Raw genomic sequence first — 23,559 nt, 5'->3', positions numbered from 1 at the left:
GAGGTCGAATTGCGGTTCGGAATCACCGGTCACCGGCTCCTCCCACCGGGCATCGCCGAACGGGCGGTGGACCACTGGCGGCAGGCGCTGCCCTCCGGCGCCGGCCTGCACGCGGTGTCGAGCCTGGCCGACGGCGCCGACCAGCTGTTCGCCGCCCACGTGCTGGCGGCCGGCGGCACCCTCGAGGTGGTCCTGCCGTCGGCCGGCTACGCCGCCTCGCTGGCCACGGCCGGCAGCCGGGCCCGGTTCGAGTCGCTGCTGCGGGCGGCGGCGACGGTCGTCACCATGCCGTACGCCGAGCCCTGCGACCAGGGGTTCCTCGCGGCCGGGCAGGCGCTGGTGGACCGCTGCGACCACCTGTTCGCGGTGTGGGACGGCCGGCCCACCCGCGGACCGGGCGGCACCGCCGACGTCGTCGCCTACGCGCGAGCCCGCGACCGGCCCGTCACCGTGCTGTGGATCGACGGCGTACGCCGCACCTGACCACCCGCCGGCACCCGCAGCTCCGCGAAGAGCCGCCGGGCCTGGTCGGCATCCTCCAGACCGTCGTGGGCGCGCGCCTGCTCGTACCGATCCCCGATCTCCTCGGCCAACGCCAGCGCCTGACCGTGCTGCACGCGGGCCTCCGCCGCGTCCCCGGCGGCGCGCAGCACCTGGCCCAGGTCGTTGAGCGCCTCGGCCTCACTGGCGCGGTCACCGATTCGCCGGTGCAGCACCAGCGCGCGGCGCAGGTGCCCGGCCGCCTCCGCGAACCGGCCCCGCCGGGCCTGGACACCGGCCAGATCGGTCAGCGCGTAGGCCTCCGCGGTCCGGTCACCGGAACCGCGGACGGCGGCGAGGCTGCGCTCCAGGTCGGTGGCGGCCCGGTCGAGCAGGTCCGCGCGGTCCGGCAGCCTTGCGAGCAGCGACAGCACGTAGGCCTCGCTGAACCGGTCGCCGATCGCGGCGTACCGCTCCAGCGCGGACTCGAAGCGCTGCGCGGCCTCGGCCGGCTCGCCCAGCCGGGCGTCGATCAGCCCGAGCCGGACCAGCGCGTCGGCCTGGCCGGCGTCGTCACCCAGCTGCCGGAACAACGTCCAGGCCTGCTCGTAGTGCTCCGCGGCCTGCCGGTAGTCGCCCAGCCGCCAGTCGACGCTGCCGAGATTGCGCAGCACCACGGCCTCGGCCGCGTGCGCGCTGAGCCCCGCGTACAGGATCAGCGCCTGCCGGTAGGTGGCGGCGGCCTCGGGCAGGCGGCCCTGCCGCCGGTGCAACCGGCCCAGGTGGGACAACGCCCGCGCCTGCGCCTCGCGATCGTCGATCGCCCGCGCCGCGGACACCGCGGAGGCGGTGACGGTCGCCGCCTCGGCGACCGGCCCGCCCGCGTCGAGATAGGGGAACAGGGTCGCGGCGAGCGCGATGGTGTGCCGCTGCCAGCCGTGCGCCGCGCCGTACGTGCAGACCGCGGCCAGGTTGGGCCGTTCCGCCTCGATCCAGGCGCGGGCGGCGTCCGGCTCGGCGCCCATCGCCGCGACCGCCCCGGCCAGGTAGTGGTCGAACAGGCGGGTCAGGGCGGCCCGCCGGTCCGCCTCGGGGTCGTGCCCGGCAGCGAGCTCGGCGGCGTAGGCGCGCAGCAGATCGTGCATGCCGTACCGGCTGCCCCGCCCGGCCTGCACCAGGCTGGCCCGGGCCAGCGTGCCGAGCAGCCGCCGCGCCTCCCCGGCGCCCGTGCCGGTCAGCGCCGCCACCGCGTCGACGTGCGCGGTCTCGCCCGGATGCAACCCCAGCAGCCGGAACGCCCGGGCCGCGCCGGCCGGCAGATTCTGGTACGACCAGGAGAACACCGCCCGCACCTCGGCGTGCGGATCACCGCCCGCGTCCAGCAGGTCCAGGCGCACCCGGTGATCACTCAACTCGGTCACGAGCTCGGCCAGCGGCACGTCGGCGCGCTCCGCGGCCAGCTCGGCGGCGATCCGCAGGGCCTGCTGCAGCCGGGCGCACGCGGCGGCCAACCGCGCGGCGGCGGCCGGCTCCCGGTCAACCCGCGCGCCGATCAGCCTGCGCAGCAGAGCGACCGCGTCCGGCAGCGGCAGCAGATCGAGCATGATCCGCTCGGCGCCGTGCACGGCCACCAGCGCCGGCAACGAGTCCCGGCTGGTGACCAGCACGAGGCAGGAGCCGCTGCCCGGCAGCAGCGACCGGACCTGCTCCACCGAGGACGCGTTGTCGAGCAGCACCAGCATCCGCCGGCCGGTCAGCTCGGACCGGAACCGGGCGGCACGCTCGTCGGCGCCCGGCGGGATCTCCGGCCCGGGCACCCCGAGCGCGGTGAGGAACCCGGCCAGCGCGTCGGCGACCGCCACCGGCTGCTCGGCGTCGTAGCCGCGCAGATTCACGTAGAGCTGCCCGTCGGGGAACGCGTCCCGGACCCGGTGCGCCCACCGCACGGCCAGCGCCGACTTGCCGACGCCGGCGGTGCCGGACAGCAGGGCGACGGTCAACGGCGGCTCCTCACCGCCGGTCGCGGTGAGCAGGTGGTCCAGCGCGGCGAGTTCATCGGTACGGCCGGTGAACGCCCGGACGTCGGCCGGCAGCTGCGCCGGAACGTTGACCGTTGCAGCGGGCCGCGGGGCATCGCCGGCCGGCGCCGCCAGCGAGGGATCCGCAGCGATGATCTGCTCGTGCAGCCGGCGCAGCGCCGGGCCCGGGTCACTGCCCAGCTCCTCGGCGAGGCGGTGGCGGATCTGCCGGTACTGCTCGTCCGCGTCGGCCTGCCGCCCGCACCGGTACAGCGCGAGCATCGCCTGCCCCGCCAGCCGCTCGTCCAGCGGATGCTCGGCGACGGCGGCGGACAGCACCGGCAGCAGCTCGCCGTGCCGGCCCAGCCGCAGCAGCACGTCGTTGCGGTCCAGCTCGGCGGCGCAGCGCTCGCCGAGCAGCGTGTGCCGCGTCGCGTTCGCCCACGGGGTGTCCAGTCCGGTGAACGGATCACCGCGCCACAGGCTCAGCGCCTGCCCGATCAGGTCGGCGGCCGCCCGGTCCGGTTCCACCCTGGCCAGCGTCATCAGCCGGCGGAACCGGTGCAGGTCGACCGTCTGCGCGTCCACAGTGAGCAGATAGCCGCCCGGCTCCCGCCGGATCCGCGCCCCGGTCGCGCGCCGCAGCCGCGACAGGTAGCTGTAGAGCGCGTTCGCCGCCCGCTGCGGCGGCTTCTCGCCCCACACCCGGTCGATCAGCTGGTCCACCGTGACCGGACAGCCCGCCTCCACGAGCAGCACACCCAGCACCCACCGCTGCCGTGTGTGGCCCAGCTCGACGGCCCGGCCGCCGGCCCAGGCCTCCACCGTGCCGAGCACACCGAACTCCGCCGCCACCTGCAACGCGCACGCCTCCCACTCGACCAGCGGATTCAAGAAGTCCCCAAGGATCCGTAGGAGTCTCGCATGCTTCCCACAAGGTCCGGGGGCGAGCATTGATCTCGTTGCAGGCGGGGCAGGTCGCTCGTCCGGTTACGCGAGGCGTACGGGGGAAGCCGGACCGTTGGGGGGCGTTGAGCGACCTGCCCTGCAACCCTGCCGCGCGCCCACATCGGACCTCGGTCGTCAGGGCGATGGTCCCGGCACGCCGCACATGGTGGTATGGCCTCACGAGGGCGGGACTCCACGCACCCGACGGGGGCAACGATGACACCAGCACGCGAGGGGACACTCGCCGGCGGGCTGCCGTACCGGGCGGCCGGCACCGGGCCACCCGTGATCGTCCTGCCGGGGATCAGCGGGGACAACGCCGATCCCACCGGCGGCGACCGGCGTTCCCAGCTGCGCGCCTTCCGGGCTCTGACCGGGCAGTTCACCGTCTACGTGATCAACCGCAGGCCCGGCCTGGCGGCCGGCGCGACGATCCGGGACATGGCCGACGACTATGCGTACGCCCTGACGCGCGAGTTCGGCGAGCCCGTCGCGGTCATCGGGGTCTCCACCGGCGGATCCGTCGCGCAGATGCTCGCCGCCGACCATCCGCACCTGGTCAGCCGGCTCGTGCTGGTCGCCAGCGCGCACCGGCTCGCCGAGCGGGGCCGGCGCGCCCAGCGGGCCCTGGCCCGGCACGCCGAGGCGGGGCGGCCCCGGCGAGCCTGGGCATCCATGGCACCGGCGCTGGCGCACCGCGCCCCCGGGCGCTGGGGCTTCACCGCGCTGCTGTGGCTGCTGGGCGCGCGCATGACGCCGGCCGATCCGGCGGACCTGCTGATCACGATCGCCGCTGAGGACGGCTTCGACGCGTGGCCCGACCTGCCCCGGATCACGGCGCCGACCCTGATCGTCGGCGGCGCCCGAGACGGCTTCTACAGCCCGCAGCTGTTCCGCGAGACCGCCGACCGCATCCCCGACGGGCGGCTCCTGCTGCACCGGAGGAAGGGGCATGCCGGCACGTCGGCCGGCGCGGCCACCGTCCGCGAGATCCGGCGATTCCTGACGCCCTGAGAGTCACCGCCCGGCCAGTGCGGCGATCAGCGACTCGATCGCACTGTCATAGGCGTGCTGCGGCGGCGTCGCATACCCCACCACCACACCCGGCGGCGCCTGCCGCGGCTGCCGGTAGAAGCCGCTGAGCGGGTCCACCATGACCCCGTCCGCGGCGAGCCGCTCGCGCATCGCCGGCTCGTCGGCCCCGGGCAGGTGCAGCACCGCGTGCAGGCCGGCGGCGATCCCGGACAGCCGGGCGCCGGGCAGCCGCGCTGCGACGGCCCGGCCGAGACGGTCGCGGCGCTGCGCGTAGCGGATCCGGCACCGCCGCAGGTGCCGGTCCAGCTCGCCGCGGCGGATCAGGTGGGCCAGCACCAGCTGGTCGATCGCATTGACGTACGCCTCGTCGAACCGCAGCGCCGCCCGCAGCACCGGAACGAGCCGGGTCGGCGCGGCGATCCACGCGATCCGCAACGCCGGGGCGATCGTCTTGCTCACCGTCCCGGCGTAGACGACCTGCTCCGGCGCGAGCCCCTGCAACGCGCCCACCGGCTGCCGGTCGTAGCGGAACTCGCCGTCGTAGTCGTCCTCGACGATCACCGCGCCGGCCCGGCCTGCCCAGTCCAGCAGCTCCCGGCGCCGCTGCGGGCTCAACGTGACCCCGAGCGGGAACTGGTGCGCCGGCGTCACCACCACCGCCGACTCGTCCGTCAGCCCGCCCACCACCAGGCCGTCGGCGTCCACCGGCATCCGGGTGACCCGCAGCCCGACCCGCTCGGCCAGCGCCGCGTAATCCTGCAACGTGGGGTCCTCGAACGCCACCGTCCCGCTCAGCGCCTGGCAGATCAGCCGCAGCGCATGGGTGTACCCGGCGCACACGATGACGTGCTCCGGCGTGGTGATCACCCCACGAGCCCGGCCGAGGTAATCGGCCAGCGCCGACCTCAGCGCCACGTCACCGGTCGGATCGCCGTAGGCGAACGCCTGGTTGGGCGCGGTCTGCAGCACGTGCCGGGTGGCCGCGAGCCACTCCCGGCGCGGGAACATCGACAGATCCGGCAGCCCCGGCCGAAGATCGACCCCGCCGGCCGGCGGCCGGAACGGCGACGCCGGCGGCAAGCTCGGCAGGCCGGCCGGTCTGGCCTGCGCGGCGATCCGTACGCCGGAGCGCGCCCGCGACGTCAGATAGCCCTCCGCCGTGAGCTGCTCGTAGACCTGCGTCACGGTGCCCCGGGCGATGCCGAGCTCCTGTGCGAGCGCCCGCGACGACGGCAGCGGGTCACCGGGGGAGAGCCGCCCGTCCCGCACCGCCGTGCGCAGCGCCTGCTCCAGCCCGGCCCGCACCCCGCCCGCCCGGTCGATGGCGAGGTGCAGATCCAGCCCGGATCTGGCCCACTGATCTGCCATGCGTCTGGACTATATCGCTGGGCCAGATCCTTCCTAGATTCGCTGTATGAGACATCTCGCGATGGCCGCCGGCCTCACCGCCCACCTGCTCGGCCCGCTCCCGCGCACGCCGCCCGAGCCGATACCCGAACCACCGGCCACCGGCCCCCGCCGCGAACTCGGCGCCTTCCTCGCCGCGTACCGCGGCGCCCGGTCCGTCCCGGCGCTGACCGCCCTGGTCGCCCCCGACGCCGTGCTCTGGACATGCGGCCGCATGGTCCGCGGCCGCGACGCGGTCATCGCCCGCCTGCTGGCCGGCGGAGAACACACGCCGGCGAACGTCGAGTGGCTGATCAGCCCGGCCGGCGGCGAGGCGCTGTGCTCCGCCGAAACCCCCGGCGGGCACCTGAGCATGCTGGTCCAGTCCGTCGCCGGCCACTGGCGCATCGTCTACCTCCACATCGCCTGACGCCACGGGCGCGGCAACAGCCGCGCCCCACCCGGCGGTGACATCCTCGAACACGTGGAGACGGACGCACACCGGGCGCTCACCGACGCGATCCGCGACCTGCTCACCTCGGTGAAACACCACCGCGCCGCCCGGGACGACCTGCCCCGCGACCTCACCGACCGGCTCCAGCGGATCAACAGCCACGCGGCCGCCGCAGCCGCCACCACCGGATATCTGCGCACGGTTCACCCCGAAGACCCACCAGCCCCGGCCCGGGAGACCTTCGGCCGCCGCCTGACCCTGCGCACCCTGCACATGCTCGGGATCCTCGGCCTCGTCACCGACCCGTCGCGCCCGGCGATCCCGGACCAGGTCGTGCCGGAGCTGTCCGGATACCTGGCCGGCCCGGCAGTTCCCGGCGAGCGGATGTACGTCACCGACGCGAACCTCCCACTCACCGCAGCGCGCGAGATCGCCGGCTGGACGCTGACCCGCATCGGCCGCGGCGACCTCGACCCGCTGACACCGCTGCCGTCCACGCTGCGCCACGCCGACAACCCGTGGGACGAGGCCCTGCGCCACGGCGGATGCGTCGTTCTGCGCCGCACCGACCCCGGCTTGCGGCCACGGACGAACACGATGATGCCCGCCACACTCGGCACCGACCTGACCGAGACGGTGGTGTCCATCGCCGCGTGGGCGCCGCTGCTGCTGATCAACCTGGCCGCCTGCGACCGCGTCGTCGTCGCCGCCGAGTACGAGATCGAACCGGGCCGGGTCGTCGACCGCATCCGCGGCACCGGCCTGGGCCTGCTCGAGAACGGCGACGGCGACACCCTGGGGGAGCACCCGGCATGGGGCCCGTTCCAGCCCCGCCCGGACGAGGCCGACGAGTTCCTCGACGCCGTGACCGTCCTCGAGCCCTACCTGCAGGAATTCCTCGCCTGGCCCGCGCTGACCAAGAAACAGGGCCGGGACACGGTGCAGGCGGCCGAAGGCAGGTTGCGCCAGAGCACGCACCGGCTGCTGGCGATCAGCGCCCTCCTCGGCGTCAACGGCGACGTGATCCAACCGCGCGACCGTCCCGAGGTGACCGCCTGGACCGTCTCAGCCCTGGAACACCTGCTCGTCCCGGACTGGAACACCGGGGAACTGGCCCGCAAGGTCGCGCAGCGCACCGCCGTCCTGATCGGTGCCGGCGACGACGACCGGGTTGCCGTCCATCGCGACGTCAAGAAGGCCTACACCATCCGCTCCAACGTCGCCCACGGCAGCCCGCTCACCCCACACCAGCTGGAAGAGCTCGCCGTCCTGCCCAGCCGGCTCTACGGCTACCTGCGCGAGGTGTTCCGCGCACTGATCATCCTCGGCCCGCGCTTCACCGCGGAACGGGAATGCGACACCGCGCTGCTGTCCCGGGCCGTCCGCCACGAACGGATCCGCGGCCCGGTCCAGGAGGCGATCGCAAGGCTTCCCCCGCCCCTCCACAGCCTGCGCGCGGACACCTACCGCTAGGCCTCGGTCAGCGCTCGCTCCGGTCCGCGGTTGGCTTCGTGGTCGTCTGGCTGCTCGGCAGCGCGATCGGCCTGGACACCCAGTCTGCCGTCGGCGTGGGAACCGTCGCGGTGTCGCTCATCCTCACACCGCTGGCCTGGTTCGCCTCGAAGAACGGGCAGCTGGCGCGGGAACCCGGGCCGGTCGAGCTGCCCGCACCCGAGACCACGGCATCGGGTGAACCGTCAACCGTCCCGCCGCGGCTGGTCGTGGGCGACATACCTCTCGAGGCGGTCGCCTGGCAGGAGCGGACCCAGCTGCTGGACCGCCTGATGACGGTCTCCGGCAGCGGCCGGCCGACAGTGGTCTGCGCGGTGACCGGCCAGCGCGGTATCGGCAAGACCCAGATTGCCGCGGCCTATGCGCGACGGCGCATCGCGGACGGTTGGCCGGTCGTGGTGTGGATACTCGCCGACACGGAGCTGGGGCTGATGACCGGCCTGGACCAGCTCGCTGCCGCGGCAGGCGTCCGGCAGCCCACCGCAGACCTGCGCACCAGTGCGACCACGGCTCTGGCCTGGTTGCGGGTACAGCCGGGGCCGTGTCTGCTCGTGTACGACAACGCTCTCGACCCGGACTTGATCCGACGGTTCACGCCCTCGGTCGGGGCTGTCCACACGCTCGTCACCACGACCGAACTGCATTTCGGGAACATCGGCGTCACCATCGACGTGGACGTCTTCACCGATTCCGAGGCGGTCGCCTACCTGCGCGAGAGAACCGGACTGGCAGACGACAACGGGGCCCGGGAGACCGCCGAACGGCTCGGCCGGCTGCCGGTCGCGCTGTCCCAGTTGGGCTCGGTGGTCGGACCTCGGCGCCGCTTTCCGTCGTTCCGGGCCTACCTCGACCTGCTGGACCGGTTGCCGGCTGCCGAGCTGTTGCCGCGCGTGGCCGGCGATCCCTACCCCCGAGGCGCGGCGGAGGCGATCCTCATCAGCCTCGACGATCTCAGCGCGGTAGACCCCGACGGGGCTGCCCGCCGCCTTCTGAACCAGCTTGCCGTACTCGCTCCGGGCGGCGTTGACGCGGTCCTCCTCGACAATCTCGTCGGCCCAGCGGATGGCGGCCGGCACGATGCGGCGACGACCGCCGCGATACTCGCCCACCGCTCACTCACCATGCCGATGCTCGACCACGAGCGCACCGTCGCTCACCGGCTCATTCAGCGCGTGGTGCGGGACCGCGCCCGCCAGGCCGGCGATCTCGACATGGCGATCACGACCGCGGCGGCTGCGGTACGCAACGCCGCGGAACGAGCCGGCCGACGGTGGAGCGATCGGGCGCTGCTCACCGAATACACCGAGCATTTACAAGCACTGTTCGAGAACTCGACCGGCGACGCCGCACGAGGAGAGATCCTGACGCTGCTGGCACGAGTGTCGTTCCTGCTCAACGAGACCCACAGCTACAGCTCGCTCATCGCCGTCGGCCCCGTCGTGCTCGCGCAGTTCGAGAAGGTGCTCGGCCGTCAGCACACCGACACACTCGTCTGGCTGAACAACCTGGCCCACGCCTACCAGGAGATGGGCCGCTTGGACGAGGCGATGGAGGCGCACCTGCGGGCGTTGGCCGACCGGGAGCGGCTGCTCGGTCCGGACCATCCGCACACCCTCACGTCGCGGAACAACGTGGCCCACGTCTACCAGCGGATGGGCCGGTTGGACGAGGCCCTTGAGTTGCATACGCGGACACTGGCCGATCGGGAGCGGCTGCTCGGTCCGGACCATCCGCACACCCTCACGTCGCGGAACAACGTGGCCCACGTCTACCAGCGGATGGGCCGGCTGGACGAGGCGATCGAGTTGCATACGCGGACACTGGCCGACCGGGAGCGGGTACTCGGTTCCGACGACCCGGACACCCTGGTGTCGCGCAACGATCTGGCGGTGGCCTACAGGTGGGCGGGGCGGGTGGATGAGGCGATCGAGTTGCACGAGCGGACGCTGGCGGACCGGGAGCGGGTCCTCGGCCCGGACCACATCGACACCCTGGTGTCGCGCAACGATCTGGCGGTGGCCTATCGATCGGCGGGGCGGGTGGATGAGGCGATCGAGTTGCACGGGCGAACGCTGGCGGACCGGCAGCGGGTACTCGGCTCGCAGCATCCGGACACTGTCACATCGCGGAACAACCTCGCCGAGGCGAGCCGGCCAGCCGGAGATCTGAACCGCGATGGGGAGCAGCCTGCCTGAGTCACAACGCCGGCAAACGTCAGGCCTCGGTCAGCGCCCGCTCGCGGCGTTCGATCCAGCCGGTCAGGTTGGCCGGCAGGTCGGCCTTGCCGTAGAGCCAGCCCTGCGCCAGATCGCACCCCTGCTCTCGCAGCCAGTCGCGCTGCGCCTCGGTCTCCACGCCCTCGGCCACCACCCGATGGCCCATCGCCCGGGTCATCGCCAGCACCGCGCGCACGATCGGCTCGTTCGCGCCGTTGCCGCCGACGTCCGAGACGAACGAGCGGTCGATCTTGACGATGCCGACCGGGAGCCGGTTGAGGTAGCTCAGCGAGGAGTAGCCGGTGCCGAAGTCGTCGATGCAGAGGGTGACCCCCATCGTGCGCAGCGCGTTCAGCGTGAGCAGGGCCGTCTCCAGGTCCTCCATCACGCCCGACTCGGTGATCTCCAGCCACAGGGCGGACGACGGCAGGTTGTTCTCCCGCAGCGCGTCGTCGACGAGGCGCACCAGGGAGCCGTCGCGCAGCTGGCGCACCGCGACGTTCACCGACACGTGCAGCGGACGGGCGCCCGGGCCTCGCTGGACGGTCCACTCGCCGAGCTGCCGGACCGACTCGCGCAGCAGCCACGCGCCCATCTCCTCGATCATGCCGGTCTCCTCGGCGATCGGGATGAAGTCGACCGGCGAGACGTGACCCAGCTCCGGCGAGTGCCAGCGCATCAGCGCCTCGAAACCGTCGAGCTCGCCGGAGGCCAGGTCGATGATCGGCTGGAAGTGGGCGGCCAGTTCGCCGCGCTGCACCGCGCCGCGCAGCGCCAGCTCCAGCCGGACCCGGTCCTGCACCTGGGCGTGCATCGAGGCGTCGAACATCGCGTACGCGTTGCGGCCGTTGCTCTTGGCCCGGTACATCGCGGTGTCGGCGTCGCGGATCAGCTCCAGGGCGTCGACGCCGTCGGCCGACTTCGCCACGCCGATCGACACCGAGGTGACCACGTCGCCGATGGAGAGCGAGAACGGCCGGCTGAACTCGGTCAGCAGCCGCTCGGCGAGCGCCTCGGCCCGCCGTTCGTGTGGCGGTCCGGCCACCGCGATCAGGAACTCGTCACCGCCGACCCGGCTCACCACGTCGTCCGGGCGCACCTGCTCGGTCAGCCGCGCGGCCACTACCCGCAGCAGCTCGTCCCCGACCTGGTGACCCCAGTTGTCGTTGATCATCTTGAACCGGTCGAGGTCGACGAAGAGCAGGCCGACTTCGGTCTTCTCGGCGCGGGCCCGGGTGGTCCAGCTCACCACCGTCTCGGTGAGCAGTTCGCGGTTGGGCAGGTCGGTGAGCGTGTCGTGGGTGAGGCGCCGCCGGCTGATCCGCTCGGCGCGGGCCCGCGAGTTGTTCGAACGGATCACCCGGGTCAGCACGGTCAGCACCAGGCAGACGCAGAGCACAGCGCGGATCACGTCGCCGGCCCACGTACCCGAGGGCATGAGCGAACTCAGGGCGACCGGGAAGATCACCATGACCCCGATCATCGCGCTGCGCGCGCGGCTCAGATTGCGGGCCACGAACTGCTGCGGTTCGGTCAGGGTGCGCATCGACGGGTGCAGCGAGGCGGCGGTCAGCAGCGCGAACATCAGCAGCAGGAAGACGTTGACGAGCACCTCGGGCAGCTCGACCTGCAACGCCCAGCGCAGGCAGTAGAGCAGGTCGCCGGTGAACATCGCGCCGCACGCGACGATCATCAGCCACAGCGCGGGCTGCCGGGTGCCGTGCGTCAGCAGCAGCCGGGCCGCCAGCACCAGCACGACCACGTCGATGATCGGGAACAGCGCGTTGATCAGCTGGGACGCGCTGAGGTTCTCGTCCAGGTTCGGCGCGATCAGGAACACCCAGGCCAGAAACGCCGTCCCGAGCCCCATCAGCAGGGCGTCAACCCACGCGGTGTCGTCCTCGGCGGCTCGCCGCCGGCGCAGCATGACCGAGAAACACAGACCCACCAAGACGTACGCGGGGACGGTCAGCAGGTCCGGCAACAGGATCAGCTGGCCGGGCAGGGCGCCTGCCTCGCGGACCAGGCGCAGCACACTGCTCGCGATGAAGATCCAGGAGGCGATGCGGATGTGGCGCCACGGCGTCATGTCCGAGGGCCGGTGCCGGCGCGGGCCGCGGTGGATCGCCACCAGCCCGCACAGCAGCGACAGGCCCATGGCCGGGCCGGCCGCCCAGCTAGGGCCGGCCAGCACCACCATGATCAGCGCCGTGTTGAGCCCGAGAAGGATCCAGAACTCGGACGGCGTCCGGTCCTCACGCGCCGAAGCCTGGACGTGGGTCATGATTCTGCTATCGGCGGGAAACCTTCCCGTCTTAACCAACCGTGACGGCGACGATCCGTCCTTCCCGGGCCGCGCTGCGGGCGTGCTCGTCGAAGTCGGGCGCCGTGCAGATGAACAGGGTCCGCCCGTCCTGACCGCCCAGTGCGCAGGCGTACGCGTTGGTGCCCGGCCGCACCTCGTCGGTGATCCGCCCGCCTTCGACGACCCGGATCACCCGGCCGCCGAGGGCGTCGGCCACCCACAGGCCTCCGCCGGCGTCCAGGCTGCCGCCGTCCGGGGCCGCGTCGAGTTGCCCCAGGGCGCCGGCGACCGCGCGGTCGGTGGGCACCGGCCCGAACTCGGCCCACACCCGCTGATTGGTGAGCCCGCCGTCCCCGGTGCGGTCGAACGCGGAGATCCGGTTGCCGAACGTCTCGTTGACCAGCACGACGCCGTCGTCCGCGAGGTTGATGGCGTTCGGGAACCAGAGACCGGCCGCCACCTCGGTCACCGTGCCGTCCGGGTCGGCGCGGTGCACGGCCGCCGGTGCGACCGGGGCGCCGTTCATCAGGTCGAAGCCGAAGTTGCCGACGTACGCGCGGCCGTCGGCGTCCACCGCCATGTCGTTGAGGTGGCCGGTCGCGTGCCCGCTCAGGTCGGCGTGGGTGACCAGCGTGCCGTCCGACTCACGGCGCAGGATCCGCCGATCGCGCATGGAGACGACGAGCAGCCGCCCGTCCGGCAGCCAGCCGAGACCGGAAGGCTGCCGCGGCACGAGGGCCTCGACGCGGCTGTCGCTGCCGTCCTCGCGGACCGACATCACCCGGCCGGTGTAGAAGTCGGAGAACCACAGCCGGCCGTCGTGCCAGCGCGGTGCCTCGGTGAACGTGAACCCGTCGACGACGGTGGTGACAGGATTCGACATCCACCGATGATCGGCCGAAGCTCCGCCGCCGGCAACCGCGGGTCAGCGCTTCGTCTCGATCTCCGCGCGCATGTCCGGGAAGTCGCCCTTCACGTCCACCGCGGTCTCGTAGAAGAACAGGAACATCCCGACGCTGCCCTCGTCGGCCCAGCCGCAGATGGCGACGTCCTCCTTCTCGATGACGGTGCTGCCGCACTGCGCCACCCCGCCGAGTGAGCCGGTGCTGGCGGGGGAGACCCCGGTCAGCTGGCTCTCGCCACTGAACGACTGGAACACCGTGTCGAGCATCCGCTGCGGGTCGTCGATGTCGACCTCGGCGGCCAGGGCGGCGATCATCTTCTTGTCGGCCACGTCGCCGTAGACGGCCCCGAACGCGTTCGCCGCGCCGGGGTAGCCCTCCAGCTCCTTCGCCAGATCCGTGGTGAGCGAGGACAGCTCCTTCGCCTCGATCTTGGCGTGGCCGTTCAACGTGGCCGGTTCGCTGATCGTGATCTCACTCCCGCTCCCGCTCCCGCTCCCGGACACCTTCTCACCGATCAGGTAGAAGACGGTGCCGCCGCCGACCAGGACCACCAGCCCGATCGCCACCGAGAGCAGGGTGATCGCCACGGTCCGGGACGGTGCCGGCCGCGCGGGCGGCGCCATCGCCGGACCGGCCTGGCCGTAGCCCGGCTGGCCGTAGCCGTGCTGCCCGTAGCCCTGCTGGCCGTAGCCGGGCTGGCCGTAGTACGGCTGGGTGTACTGCTGCGAGGCGTACGGGTCGACGGGCGGCGGGAGCGGTTCACCGGGTGACGGCGGATAGGGCGGCTGTCCGGGCGGCGGAGGGTAGGTCATCAACGCTCTCCAGTATTCGAACTGTCAGCGGATCCTATCGACGGCGCAGAGCAGGGACGCCGGCCCGGTCCGCGCGCGGTTGACCCCGACGCGACGTCATGGTTTGCGATGGGCGCATGAACCGCGTTTCGTCGGCGTACCTGACCTCCTACGTCCTGTCCCTGCTCGGCAACTCCGTCGCCGGGGTGGTGCTGCCCCTGCTCGTCCTGCAGACCACCGGCAGCGTGCTGGCCACCGGGGCGGTCGCGGTCGCCTCGGCACTGCCGGCGGCCGTCGCCGGGCTGGTCATGGGCGTGGTGATCGACCGGATCAACCGGCGCACCGCCTCGGTGCTCACCGATGTGATCTCGGCGCTCTCGATCGCCGCGCTGCCGCTGGTGGACGCGACCGTCGGGCTCGCGCTGGGCTGGTTCGTGCTGTTCGCGGTGATCGGCTCGTTCGGTGACGTGCCCGGCCTGACCGCCCGGGAGGCGATGATCCCGGGCGTCACCCGGGCCGGGCGGATGAGCGCCGAGCGCCTGCTCGGACTGCGCGAGGCGCTCGGCGCGGTGGTCATGCTGATCGGGCCGGCGGCCGGAGCGGCGCTGATCTCGGCCTTCGACGGCGTCACCGTTCTGTGGGTGACCGCCGCGACCTCGGCGGCGGCCGCGGCGGTCACCATGCTCATCCCCCGGGAGGTGGGCGCGATCGCGGCCACCGGGGCGGGCCCGCAGCGGGTGGTGCTGCGCGACGGCTGGCACACCCTGGTCCGCTCGCCGTTCCTGCTGACCACCACGCTGCTCAGCGTCGGACTGGTCGCGGTGCTGGCCGGCTTCCAGGCGCTGGTCCTGCCGGTCTACTTCACCCTGCAGCAGCGGCCCGAGATGCTGGGCCTGGTGCTCAGCGCGCTCGCCGTCGGCCTGCTGGCCGGCGGCGGGATCTACGCCGCGGCCGGTGGCCGGGGCCGGCGGCGGACCTGGTTCCTGGCCGGGCTGCTGATCACGATCGCCGGGTTCGGCGCGATGGCGGCGCTCGCCGGCCCGTGGCTCGTGCTCGGCGCCGCGGCCGTGGTCGGGCTCGGCAACGGACTGTGCGGCAGCCTGATGGGCGTGCTCATGATCGAGCGGATCCCGGACGCGATGCGCGGGCGGGTGATGGGCCTGCAGAACTCGATCCTCACCCTCGCCCCGGCTCTCGGCATGGGCGCCGCCGCGCTGCTGGTCGAGCAGTCCGGCGCGCGGACCGGAGCGATCGTGCTCGCCGCGGTCTGGCTCGCCGTCGGCGTCGTCGCGATGCTGGCGCGGGCGCTGCGCGACCTGGAACCACGGCCGGCGCCCGAGGCCGAGCTCGTAGGCTGACCGCCGGGAGGAACGGATGAACAGCGGTGAGATCGCGGCTATGGCCGGGGTCAGCGTGCGCACCCTGCGGCACTACCACCAGGTCGGCGTGCTGCCCGAGCCACCGCGGCGGGCGAACGGCTACCGCGAGTACACGGTGCGCGATCTGGTGCTGCTGCTGCGCATCCGGCGGCTGGCCGAACTCGGCATCGCACTCGACGAGATCCCGTCGATGCTGGAGACCGGTAGGCGGGCCGACGCGGTGCTCGACGAGCTGGACCGGGAACTCGCCGGGCAGATCGAACGGCTCACCGCCCGCCGCGCCGCGATCGCCCGGCTGCGGGCGGCCGGCGCCAGCCCCGACACGCCACCGGAGTTGGCCGGTGTGCTCGGGGCCGGCGCCGCGGGCGGCCCGGATCTGCCGCCGGAGGTGCTGCAGCACGACCGCGAGGTGATGCTGCTGCTGCACCACCGTCTCGACGAGGACGGCCGGGCGGCGCTGGCCGGGCTGATGTCGCAGGTCACCGAACCGCGGGTGCGGGCGGCCACCACCGAGCTGACGGCCCGGTTCGCCGCGCTCGCGCCGGACGCCCCGGACGCGGAGATCGACCGGCTGGTCACCGCGTTCCAGTCCGTGCTGGGTCACCTGGACCTCGCCGGGTTCGAGGACGTCGACCCGCGGATCGGGGCGCTGCTCACCGCGTACCAGGAATCGGTCTTCAACGACGCCCAGCGTGAGTTTCTCGCCCGGCTGAGCCAGGTCGTCAGCGAGGGTACGACGCCAGCCGCGCCGACGCCGTGAACCCGGGAACGACCTGGTTGGGCCGGCTCGCGTCCACGGCGGCGCCGGTCTCGTTGACGACGTTCCGGATGCCGCCCCCGAAGGCGATCACCGCGGTCGTCATCGCCGTGAACGTGACACCGGCGCGCAGGCCACGGCCGAACACGTCGATCAGCGGCAGGTCCGGCACCTTCATCTCCGGGGTCGGCACCCCGACCAGCACCAGCACCCCGGCCAGGTCCCGGGCGTAGAACGCCTGCTTCCAGGTCTCCGGCCGGCCGACCGCCTCGATCACCACATCCGCGCCGTCGGCACCCTCATACGTCTCGGCGGCGATCCGCTTGATCTCGGCGACCGGGTCGGTCTTGGACGAGTCGACCAGGTGGGTCGCGCCCAGCTTGCGGGCCGCCTGCAGCTTGCGGGCGTCGATGTCGACCGCGATGATCGGGCTCACCCCGGCCAGCGCCGCCCCCGCCACCGCCGGCACACCCACCCCGCCGCAGCCAATCACCGCGACCGGCTTACCGCGGGTCACCGCGCCGGTGTTGATCGCCGCGCCGATACCGAGGACACCGAACTGGCGAGCGCCGCCGCCGCGGTCGAGCTGACCAGCGTGCGCCAGCCCGCCGCCGACCTCGGTGCGGCCGCGGTGCGCCTGGTCCTCGACGAGATGGGCCATCCCGAGCGGACGCCACAGGACATCGTCTTCCAGCCGGAGCTGGTGATCCGCGAGTCCACCACCACCCGCGCCCAACCGTGGCGCGGGTGTCGCCGGTGAAGTTGCTCAGCGACTATAGTCAAGAGTATGTGTTCAGAGGCGCCGCGCCTGATGGGTGCGCGTGAGATTCAGGTGCGGATCGGCCGGATCAGCCGGCAGCGGGTCTATCAGCTCGCCACCCGGCCGGACTTCCCGGCGCCGGTGGCGGATCTGGCGCAGGGCAAGGTCTGGCTCGCCGACGACGTGGAGGCGTGGCTCGCGGGGTGGCGGCCCGGACGGCCCGGCAGATCCTCGTAGCGGCCGGCCGTACTAGCCTGCGGGGGTGGCCGGAACCGAACTGGACGAGTTGATCGTGGCTGACGGCGCGGCGCTGCGCGCGTGGCTGATGGACAACCACACCACCTCGCCCGGCGTGTGGCTCGCCCTGACCAGAAAGGGCGGCTCCGTCACCACGCTGACCTGGCAGCAGGCCGTCGACGAGGCACTGTGCTTCGGCTGGATCGACGGGCAGGCCCGCAAACGCGACGAGCAGAGTTCCTGGAGGCGGTTGACCCCGCGCCGGGCCCGCAGCATCTGGTCGCAGCGCAACGTCGCCAACGTGGCCCGGTTGGAGGCGGCCGGCCTGATGCTGCCCGCCGGCCGCGCCGCGGTGGAGGCCGCTAAGGCCGACGGGCGGTGGGCGGCCGCCTATGCGCCGCCGTCGGAGATGGAGATGCCGGCCGACCTGCGAGCCGCGATCGCCGCCGACCCGGCGGCCCAGGCGATGTTCGACGTGCTCACCAGGACCAACCTCTTCTCCCTCATCGGCCGGGTCACCGCGGCCAAGCGGGCCGAGACCCGCACCCGGAAGATCGCCGAGATCGTGGCGATGCTGGCCCGGCACGAGACCTTCCACCCGCAGCGAGCCAGGCCGGCCGACCCGCCGGCGCCGTGACGCGGGGGTCGCCCGGCGCGGCGACTGGCATACCCGAAACGGCGGAAGCCGTCGCGCGCCCGACAGTGCCCCGGGGTGTCGTCGGGTACCCGTAGGACGTGACCCGCGACCAGCAGCCCTCGCCGCCGACCACATCCATCGCGGGGGACCGCCCGGCGGAAGGAGGCGAGCGGGACAGCGCCGTCCCCGCGCAGAGCAGCCCGCAGGACGTGCTGCCGGAGTTCCGGCCGAGCTGGTGGGAGACCGGCTTGCGGGCCCGGGCGAACGCCAGCGTGTTCGGCGTCTTCGCCGAGCTGCCGGGGCTGGCCGGCCGAGCGGTACGGGTGGCCTGGCGAGCTGACCGGCTGCGGACGTCACTGGTGGCCGTGGCCACGGTGGGCGCGGGGACGATGGCGGCGTTCGGTCTGCTGGCGACGCAGCGGATCCTGATCGAGTTGTTCGCCGGCGGGCCGACCCCCGACCGGGTGCGGGCGGCGCTGCCGGCACTGGCCTGGCTGGCAGCGGTGACGGCCATCCGCGGCGGCCTCGGAATGCTGGTCGGCTACGCCCTCAACGGCCTGACGCCGCGCGTGCACATGCTGGTCGAACGGGAACTGTTCGAGAACACGACCGCGGTCGAGTTGCGGGCCCTCGACGACGACCAGTTCACCGAGGGCATGGAACGCGCGACGCGGGGCACCGAGGCCGCGATCGATCTGGTCCAGACCGTCATGAACCTGTTCGCCGGGCTGGTCAGCCTGATCGCGGTCACCGTCGCCGTAGCAGCGGTCCACCCGCTGCTGCTGCTTGCGCTGCTGGTCGCCACGGTTCCGGTCGGTTACGCGGCGCTGCGGGCGGGACACGTACGATTCCAGAGCTTCCTGGCCAGCTCGACGCGGCGGCGCCGGCAGTGGGTGCTGCAACGGCTGATGGCCGAGCGCGACTCGGCGGCCGAGCTGCGTTCGTACGGTCTGCGGGGTTTCCTGCTCCGCCTCTATGACCGGGTGATGGGCGCCCAGATCGCCGAGGAGCTGAGGGTGGCCCAGCGGGTCACCACGACGACCAGCGCCGGCGCGATCGTCGGCGGGATCGCCCTGGCCGGGGTGTACGTGCTGCTCGGGGTGCTGCTGTTGCAGGGGCGGATCCCGCTCGCCGCGGCGACCACGTGCGTGATCGCGGTGCAGGCCGCGCAGCGGTCGCTGGCGCAGGTGACGTTCCAGATCGACCGGGTCTACGCGTCCGGGCAGTTCTTCAACGAGTACGTGCGCTTCCTCGACAGTGCGAAGAGCTATCTGCCGACCGGTCCCGCCACTCGCCGACCGGTGCCGGACACCCTGACCGAGCTGTCCGTCCACGACGTGAGCCTGCGCTATCCCGACCGGGACCGGCCGGCGGTCGACCAGGTCACGCTGACCATCCGGGCGGGGGAGACGATCGCCCTGGTCGGGGAGAACGGCTCCGGCAAGTCCACCCTGGCGGCGATGATCGCCGGGCTGCGGACCCCGACCGGCGGGACGATCCGGTGGAACGGCCGGCCCTACGGCGAGTGGGACGTCGACGGGCTGCGCCGTCTGGTCGCGGTCGCCATGCAGGAGCATCACCATTGGCCGTTCAGCGCGTCCACCAACATCGCGATGGGCGACATCGACGCCACCACCGAACCGGCCCGGATCGAGGCGGCCGCGCGGCTGGCCGCCGCCCACGAGATGATCCTCGAACTGCCGCACGGCTACGACACGCTGCTGGACAAGACGTTCCGGGACGGCCAGGACCTCTCCGGCGGGCAGTGGCAGCGCATCACCGCGGCCCGCGCGTTCCTGCGTGACGCCCCACTGCTGATCATGGACGAGCCGTCGTCGGCGCTCGACCCGCGGGCCGAGGACGCCCTGTTCCAGGCCCTGCGCGGACGGCAGGGCAGGCGCACCACGATCCTGATCACCCACCGGCTCGCCAACATCACCCACGCCGACCGGATCGTCGTGCTCGAGCACGGGCGCCTGATCGAGGACGGCACCCACCAGCAGCTGATGGCCGCCGGTGGGGTCTACGCCCAGCTGTTCACCCTTCAGGCGGCCGGCTATCAGGCGGGCGTGCTGCCGTCGTGAAGCTGTGGCTGCGCGTGGCGCCTATCTGCCCAGACCCGGCACGTGCCGGGCGAGGAACGCGAAGCCCGGACTGCGGCGGTCGACACGCGTGGAGATGCCCACCCACGTCGCGCTGCGCTTCTCCGCGTTGCCTCCCTTGCAGGTCACGCTGTCGAAGTCACCGCCGGTCACGGCGAACAGGGTCGGCCGGCCGCCGGACCACTCGACGAGCGGCCCGCCGCTGTCACCCTGCGCGGAAGCGCCGTTGACGACAGTCGTCAGAACATATTTGTCCGAGATCGCACACCTGCTCGACAGTGCGGCCCGGGTGCGGACGCGGACCTCAGCCGCCCGCGGCAGCGTGCGGAACCGGGTCGAGTCCTCGGCGACGATGCCGAAGCCGTACACGTACGCGTTGACGCCGCCGGGAATCGGGGCGTGCGCCATCCGGGCCGGCACGACATCGGCGATCGCCTTCTTCAACTTCAGGACGGCGACGTCGTGGACGAGCGTCCCGCTGTGGTATCCCTCCATGCGCCAGACCTCGGCCACCCCGGTCGTCTGTGCCCGGTTGCCGGCCGACGCGTTCACCTTGACGGTCATCTTGGACGGCGCGTACGGCTTGCCCTGCACCTGGCGGACGTTGGTGCAGTGCTGAGCGGTGACCACCCACTGTGCGGCGATCAGCGTGCCGGTGCAGTTCTCGCCGGCGTCCCGCCAGCCGTTGTCGGCGTTCACCCGAACCACCTGCGGAACCAGCGACCTGGTGCCGGACGAGGCGGGAAACCCACCGATGATCGCGGAGGCCGGCGACGCGGGCACGGCGGCGACCAGGCCGGCGATCACCGCCGAACCCGCCGCGCCGGCCAGCTTCATCCTTTTCGATCGATTCACGGCTGATTTCACCTTTCGCTGCGGAACAAGGGGTTTGCTCTGTTCGCCGACAGTAGGCGCCCGCAGCCGGACGGCACCATCTGCTGATCGGGTCCTGTCGCCCTCCCCGTGACCGACCCTGATCGGGTGCGGCGTCGGCGGCGTGGGGGAGACCGAGCTGGCCGACAAGGTCGACGGTCATGCGGGGCGGATCAGCCCACGGTGAGCATCCTGGCCGGGCTGAGCCGGACGTTGTAGGCGCCGGCGATGGCGCGGGCCAGCGGGGTCGATCGGGAACTCGATCCGCCGCCACCGGCGGTTGCCGGGATCGCCGTCGACTTCCACACGTGCACCGGCGCCTTCGCCAGGACGCGGCCGAGCCGGTTGTCGTCGGCGGTCCAGTTCTGGTGCAGGACCACACCCACCGCCAGCATCATCATGCTGTCCCAGGTGGCGGCCTGGCGTCCCCACGCCCGTTCGGTGACGGTCAGAGTGCGGGTCACGAGCCCGTCGCGTTTTCTCGCCAGGATCTTGAGTTTCTCGACCGCCGCGACCAGGTTCGCCGACGGGCTGCCGGCGACGTCCAGGCCGCACGCCCGCACCTCCCGCTGCACCTGCAGCGCCACCGGTTCACCTGCGGTGATCTCCACCCGGTACGTGTCGTACGGGCGCACCCGGCGCCGGTCGCGGTTCGCCGCGAGGAACAGGTCGGACTCCTCCTTGCGGGTCAGTCCCTCGTAGACCCAGCACAGGCGCAGGAAACCGGGACCTTCGAGGAGAAGCGCGACGTGGGTGGAGTGCTGACCGTCGATCAGGTAGTACCGCCCGTCGGCCCGCAGGGACACGATGGCCGGAGTGAGCAGGGACGGGTTCCAGATCTTCTCCAGTTTGGCGGCCCACCCCGGCTGGAACTGCCGCTGCGAGTCGAGACTCGGGTCGACATGGAGCTGGTCGGCTGCGATCAGCAGCGGGTATTGCTGCACGTCTGGTCTCACGAGGGTGCTCCCGGTGGTCAGGCTCGGGTCGGGTCGATGGTTCGCAGGTAGCCGAGCCGGTGGTAGGCGCCGGGGTCGGTCGTTGCGATCACGCAGCGGTAGGGCAGGGCGAGCATCGCGGTGTGCGCGACGTCGGGACGGTCATCCACGGCCAGGGCGGTCAGGGCGGGCACGTGGTCGCCGTCGAAGGCCGGAACGTCGACGAGCGGCTCGCCGTCGGGGCCTGCCTGCCCGTCCAGCAGGCGAAGCAGCCGGCCGAACGGCCGGGTGCCGTGCAGCTCCACCGCGGTGCGCAGGTAGGCCAGCGGGGAGACGACGATCCGGCAGTCGCTGTCCGCGACAGCTTCGGCGAGGATCACGCCGACGGTCGGGTTGTCCAGCTTCGCATACGAGCTGATCACGCCCGCGTCGAGCACGAGGTGGGGCCACGGCACCGGCGAGACGGGGAAGGCGCCGCGCGTGACGCGCTGCACCGTCGCCAGCAGAGCGTCGGTCTGCCCGGGCTGCGGGTCCGAATTCCTGTTGCTGTGCAGATGCGGAAGCATGCTCTGGTAGAGGCCGTCGAAAGCGTTTCCGGCCGCGTGGTACTCGCCGATTATTCGGGTTGCCCAACGCGACCGCCATTGATCCTGCTGGTTCACGGCGGCGACTTTATGCACTCGTTGCCGCAGGCCGCAAGTCACAGTTTCTCGGACAATCGCATCGGCCGATTATCCGGCGGTGTCCGACCAGCTCAAGCCATCTGGAAGCCCTGCCAGATCACTGCCCTTGGTGCCGGGCCGAATTACCCGGAATCAGGTTTCACCTGCGCCACTTCCTCCGTTCGTATGTTGCCCCCTTATCGGGGGAGGACCGACATTATTGGTACCTCCGCGAGAAAGGGCCAACCGAGGTGGTCGGCCCTCCGGCGGCGGAATTTCGAATTCCCGCAGTCCCGCATTCTGGGAGCCTGGTCGCGGGCGCCGGCCCGCGGCTCGCGACACGTCGCCGATGTCAGCGACGGCACGCCGCGGTCCCGCGCGTGTCGCCGCGGCGGTCGTGTTCAATGGCCGCTCCGACAGCCGCCCACCCGGCGGCGGGGTATCCACGGAAGGGGATCTGATGACCAAGGTGAAGATCGGGTCCGATGACCACGAGGCGTTCGCAGCAGCCGCCGCGGCGGCGGACACCACCGTCGGCCGATGGCTCGTCGAGGCGGGCCGTCGTCAGGTCCTCGCGGACGCCGCGGTGCAGGGCAAGCCCGGCGCGCGGATCGTTCCCGTTCCCGTTTCCGCCGCCACCGGCGCGCTTCTCGCCGAGCACGCCGATCGGTCCGGCATCCCCGACTGGGCGTACGCGGCCCGGCTGCTGCACGACGTCGTGTCCGCTCCCGCCGTCGACCCGGAGCGGCTGTGGTCCGACGTCGTCACGTCGATCAACCTGATGGTCGAGTCCGCGCGGCAGCGTGCCTGCCTCGACGATCTCTGGATCGACACGATCGTCGGCAGCACCGTGTTGCTGGTCGCCGCGGACGCGTACACCCGCGACGTCGTCGAGTTGCGCCTGCGCCCGATGATCGCCGAGGCCCTGTCGCGCCGCCTCGGCCGGCGCGTGCAGGTCGCCGTCACCATCGAGCAGGCGCCGTCGCCGGTCCGGCCGGCGCGCCCGCAGCCGTCGAGTCCGGTGCGGGTTCGCAGCGAGGACCTTGCGCAGGCGCTGCAGGTGGCTCGTGACCTGCTCGACCGTCTCGGTTCGATGGCGCCGGCGAGCTGAGACGAGCCCGGCGCGGGGGGGGGGCCCCGGCCGGCCCCGCCCCGGGCCGGGGGGGT

20 protein-coding genes and 1 pseudogene are annotated in these 23,559 nt (G+C 72.6%); 12 read left to right on the top strand and 9 right to left on the bottom strand.

Annotated features, from left to right (window positions below):
* The first annotated feature begins 9 nt into the window (after positions 1–9).
* A complete protein-coding gene (locus AB0F81_RS34670) occupies positions 10–483 on the top strand; it encodes a hypothetical protein (RefSeq protein ID WP_360204107.1) in 474 nt (157 codons plus the stop codon).
* On the opposite strand, the gene AB0F81_RS34665 is transcribed toward AB0F81_RS34670, so the two are convergent.
* A complete protein-coding gene (locus AB0F81_RS34665; protein WP_360204105.1) occupies positions 420–3,392 on the bottom strand; it encodes a BTAD domain-containing putative transcriptional regulator in 2,973 nt (990 codons plus the stop codon). The two genes, AB0F81_RS34670 and AB0F81_RS34665, sit on opposite strands and share 64 nt — an antisense overlap.
* A 270-nt stretch (positions 3,393–3,662) precedes the next feature.
* Here AB0F81_RS34665 and AB0F81_RS34660 point away from each other — a divergent pair, with 270 nt between their 5' ends.
* The gene (locus AB0F81_RS34660) at positions 3,663–4,460 is read left to right on the top strand and encodes an alpha/beta hydrolase (protein WP_360204103.1); all 798 of its coding nucleotides are present in this window, start codon (positions 3,663–3,665) and stop codon (positions 4,458–4,460) included.
* A gap of 3 nt (positions 4,461–4,463) precedes the next feature.
* On the opposite strand, the gene AB0F81_RS34655 is transcribed toward AB0F81_RS34660, so the two are convergent.
* Positions 4,464–5,849 carry a PLP-dependent aminotransferase family protein gene (locus AB0F81_RS34655; RefSeq protein WP_360204102.1) on the bottom strand — a complete coding sequence of 462 codons (1,386 nt, stop codon included), beginning with the start codon at positions 5,847–5,849 and terminating at the stop codon, positions 4,464–4,466.
* Between the two features lie 46 nt (positions 5,850–5,895).
* Between AB0F81_RS34655 and AB0F81_RS34650 the strand changes: the two genes are divergently transcribed.
* Genes AB0F81_RS34650 through fxsT form a run of 3 tightly spaced genes read left to right on the top strand, consistent with a single transcriptional unit; the run spans position 5,896 to position 10,028 of the window.
* Positions 5,896–6,297, top strand: a complete 402-nt coding sequence (locus tag AB0F81_RS34650) for a hypothetical protein (protein ID WP_360204101.1) — start codon at positions 5,896–5,898, stop codon at positions 6,295–6,297.
* A 54-nt stretch (positions 6,298–6,351) separates the two neighbouring features.
* Entirely contained in the window at positions 6,352–7,794 is a 1,443-nt protein-coding gene (locus AB0F81_RS34645) for a hypothetical protein (RefSeq protein WP_360204099.1), read from the top strand.
* Positions 7,795–7,832: 38 nt separating this feature from the next.
* Complete coding sequence (gene fxsT / locus AB0F81_RS34640) at positions 7,833–10,028, top strand: FxSxx-COOH system tetratricopeptide repeat protein (RefSeq protein WP_360204097.1); 2,196 nt, start codon at positions 7,833–7,835, stop codon at positions 10,026–10,028.
* A gap of 19 nt (positions 10,029–10,047) precedes the next feature.
* On the opposite strand, the gene AB0F81_RS34635 is transcribed toward fxsT, so the two are convergent.
* Genes AB0F81_RS34635 through AB0F81_RS34625 form a run of 3 tightly spaced genes read right to left on the bottom strand, consistent with a single transcriptional unit; the run spans position 10,048 to position 14,071 of the window.
* A complete protein-coding gene (locus tag AB0F81_RS34635) occupies positions 10,048–12,333 on the bottom strand; it encodes an EAL domain-containing protein (RefSeq protein ID WP_360204095.1) in 2,286 nt (761 codons plus the stop codon).
* A gap of 31 nt (positions 12,334–12,364) precedes the next feature.
* The gene (locus AB0F81_RS34630) at positions 12,365–13,237 is read right to left on the bottom strand and encodes an SMP-30/gluconolactonase/LRE family protein (RefSeq protein WP_360204094.1); all 873 of its coding nucleotides are present in this window, start codon (positions 13,235–13,237) and stop codon (positions 12,365–12,367) included.
* A 42-nt stretch (positions 13,238–13,279) separates the two neighbouring features.
* Entirely contained in the window at positions 13,280–14,071 is a 792-nt protein-coding gene (locus AB0F81_RS34625; protein ID WP_360204092.1) for a hypothetical protein, read from the bottom strand.
* A 116-nt stretch (positions 14,072–14,187) separates the two neighbouring features.
* On the opposite strand from AB0F81_RS34625, the gene AB0F81_RS34620 reads away from it, so the two are divergent.
* Both AB0F81_RS34620 and AB0F81_RS34615 read left to right on the top strand, forming a co-directional pair.
* Positions 14,188–15,408, top strand: coding sequence for an MFS transporter (locus AB0F81_RS34620; RefSeq protein ID WP_360204091.1), 1,221 nt, complete (start codon positions 14,188–14,190; stop codon positions 15,406–15,408).
* Between the two features lie 16 nt (positions 15,409–15,424).
* Positions 15,425–16,189, top strand: coding sequence for a MerR family transcriptional regulator (locus AB0F81_RS34615; protein ID WP_360204089.1), 765 nt, complete (start codon positions 15,425–15,427; stop codon positions 16,187–16,189).
* A 130-nt stretch (positions 16,190–16,319) separates the two neighbouring features.
* Here the strand turns inward: AB0F81_RS34615 and AB0F81_RS34610 are convergent.
* A pseudogene (locus AB0F81_RS34610) lies at positions 16,320–16,733 on the bottom strand (zinc-binding dehydrogenase); the annotation flags it as partial.
* 48 nt (positions 16,734–16,781) lie between these two features.
* Here AB0F81_RS34610 and AB0F81_RS34605 point away from each other — a divergent pair.
* From AB0F81_RS34605 to AB0F81_RS34590, 4 genes are all read left to right on the top strand, one after another.
* Entirely contained in the window at positions 16,782–16,946 is a 165-nt protein-coding gene (locus AB0F81_RS34605; RefSeq protein ID WP_360204087.1) for a substrate-binding domain-containing protein, read from the top strand.
* A 27-nt stretch (positions 16,947–16,973) separates the two neighbouring features.
* Complete coding sequence (locus tag AB0F81_RS34600) at positions 16,974–17,183, top strand: DNA-binding protein (protein WP_360204085.1); 210 nt, start codon at positions 16,974–16,976, stop codon at positions 17,181–17,183.
* A gap of 25 nt (positions 17,184–17,208) precedes the next feature.
* On the top strand, positions 17,209–17,820 hold the full coding sequence (locus AB0F81_RS34595; protein ID WP_360204083.1) for a YdeI/OmpD-associated family protein: 612 nt from the start codon (positions 17,209–17,211) through the stop codon (positions 17,818–17,820).
* A gap of 209 nt (positions 17,821–18,029) precedes the next feature.
* The gene (locus tag AB0F81_RS34590; protein WP_360204117.1) at positions 18,030–19,904 is read left to right on the top strand and encodes an ABC transporter ATP-binding protein; all 1,875 of its coding nucleotides are present in this window, start codon (positions 18,030–18,032) and stop codon (positions 19,902–19,904) included.
* A 21-nt stretch (positions 19,905–19,925) separates the two neighbouring features.
* On the opposite strand, the gene AB0F81_RS34585 is transcribed toward AB0F81_RS34590, so the two are convergent.
* The 3 genes from AB0F81_RS34585 to AB0F81_RS34575 all read right to left on the bottom strand — a co-directional run bounded on the left by AB0F81_RS34585 (position 19,926) and on the right by AB0F81_RS34575 (position 22,392).
* Complete coding sequence (locus AB0F81_RS34585) at positions 19,926–20,777, bottom strand: trypsin-like serine protease (protein WP_360204082.1); 852 nt, start codon at positions 20,775–20,777, stop codon at positions 19,926–19,928.
* A gap of 191 nt (positions 20,778–20,968) precedes the next feature.
* The gene (locus tag AB0F81_RS34580) at positions 20,969–21,751 is read right to left on the bottom strand and encodes a DUF6551 family protein (RefSeq protein WP_360204081.1); all 783 of its coding nucleotides are present in this window, start codon (positions 21,749–21,751) and stop codon (positions 20,969–20,971) included.
* A 17-nt stretch (positions 21,752–21,768) separates the two neighbouring features.
* A complete protein-coding gene (locus AB0F81_RS34575) occupies positions 21,769–22,392 on the bottom strand; it encodes a hypothetical protein (RefSeq protein WP_360204079.1) in 624 nt (207 codons plus the stop codon).
* 460 nt (positions 22,393–22,852) lie between these two features.
* Here AB0F81_RS34575 and AB0F81_RS34570 point away from each other — a divergent pair, with 460 nt between their 5' ends.
* The gene (locus AB0F81_RS34570) at positions 22,853–23,503 is read left to right on the top strand and encodes a hypothetical protein (protein WP_360204077.1); all 651 of its coding nucleotides are present in this window, start codon (positions 22,853–22,855) and stop codon (positions 23,501–23,503) included.
* Positions 23,504–23,559: the final 56 nt, after the last annotated feature.

Source organism: Actinoplanes sp. NPDC024001 (assembly GCF_040638955.1).
Taxonomy (GTDB): domain Bacteria; phylum Actinomycetota; class Actinomycetes; order Mycobacteriales; family Micromonosporaceae; genus Actinoplanes.
The sequence above is the reverse complement of the archived record's forward strand: the minus strand, read 5'-3'. Positions and strand labels throughout refer to the sequence as shown.

Coding starts and splice junctions, on each gene's coding strand:
- AB0F81_RS34660 (WP_360204103.1), top strand. CDS start 3,663: ATGACACCAGCACGCGAGGGGACACTCGCCGGCGGGCTGCCGTACCGG.
- AB0F81_RS34655 (WP_360204102.1), bottom strand. CDS start 5,849: ATGGCAGATCAGTGGGCCAGATCCGGGCTGGATCTGCACCTCGCCATC.
- AB0F81_RS34650 (WP_360204101.1), top strand. CDS start 5,896: ATGAGACATCTCGCGATGGCCGCCGGCCTCACCGCCCACCTGCTCGGC.
- AB0F81_RS34635 (WP_360204095.1), bottom strand. CDS start 12,333: ATGACCCACGTCCAGGCTTCGGCGCGTGAGGACCGGACGCCGTCCGAG.
- AB0F81_RS34630 (WP_360204094.1), bottom strand. CDS start 13,237: ATGTCGAATCCTGTCACCACCGTCGTCGACGGGTTCACGTTCACCGAG.
- AB0F81_RS34625 (WP_360204092.1), bottom strand. CDS start 14,071: ATGACCTACCCTCCGCCGCCCGGACAGCCGCCCTATCCGCCGTCACCC.
- AB0F81_RS34620 (WP_360204091.1), top strand. CDS start 14,188: ATGAACCGCGTTTCGTCGGCGTACCTGACCTCCTACGTCCTGTCCCTG.
- AB0F81_RS34615 (WP_360204089.1), top strand. CDS start 15,425: ATGAACAGCGGTGAGATCGCGGCTATGGCCGGGGTCAGCGTGCGCACC.
- AB0F81_RS34600 (WP_360204085.1), top strand. CDS start 16,974: ATGTGTTCAGAGGCGCCGCGCCTGATGGGTGCGCGTGAGATTCAGGTG.
- AB0F81_RS34570 (WP_360204077.1), top strand. CDS start 22,853: ATGACCAAGGTGAAGATCGGGTCCGATGACCACGAGGCGTTCGCAGCA.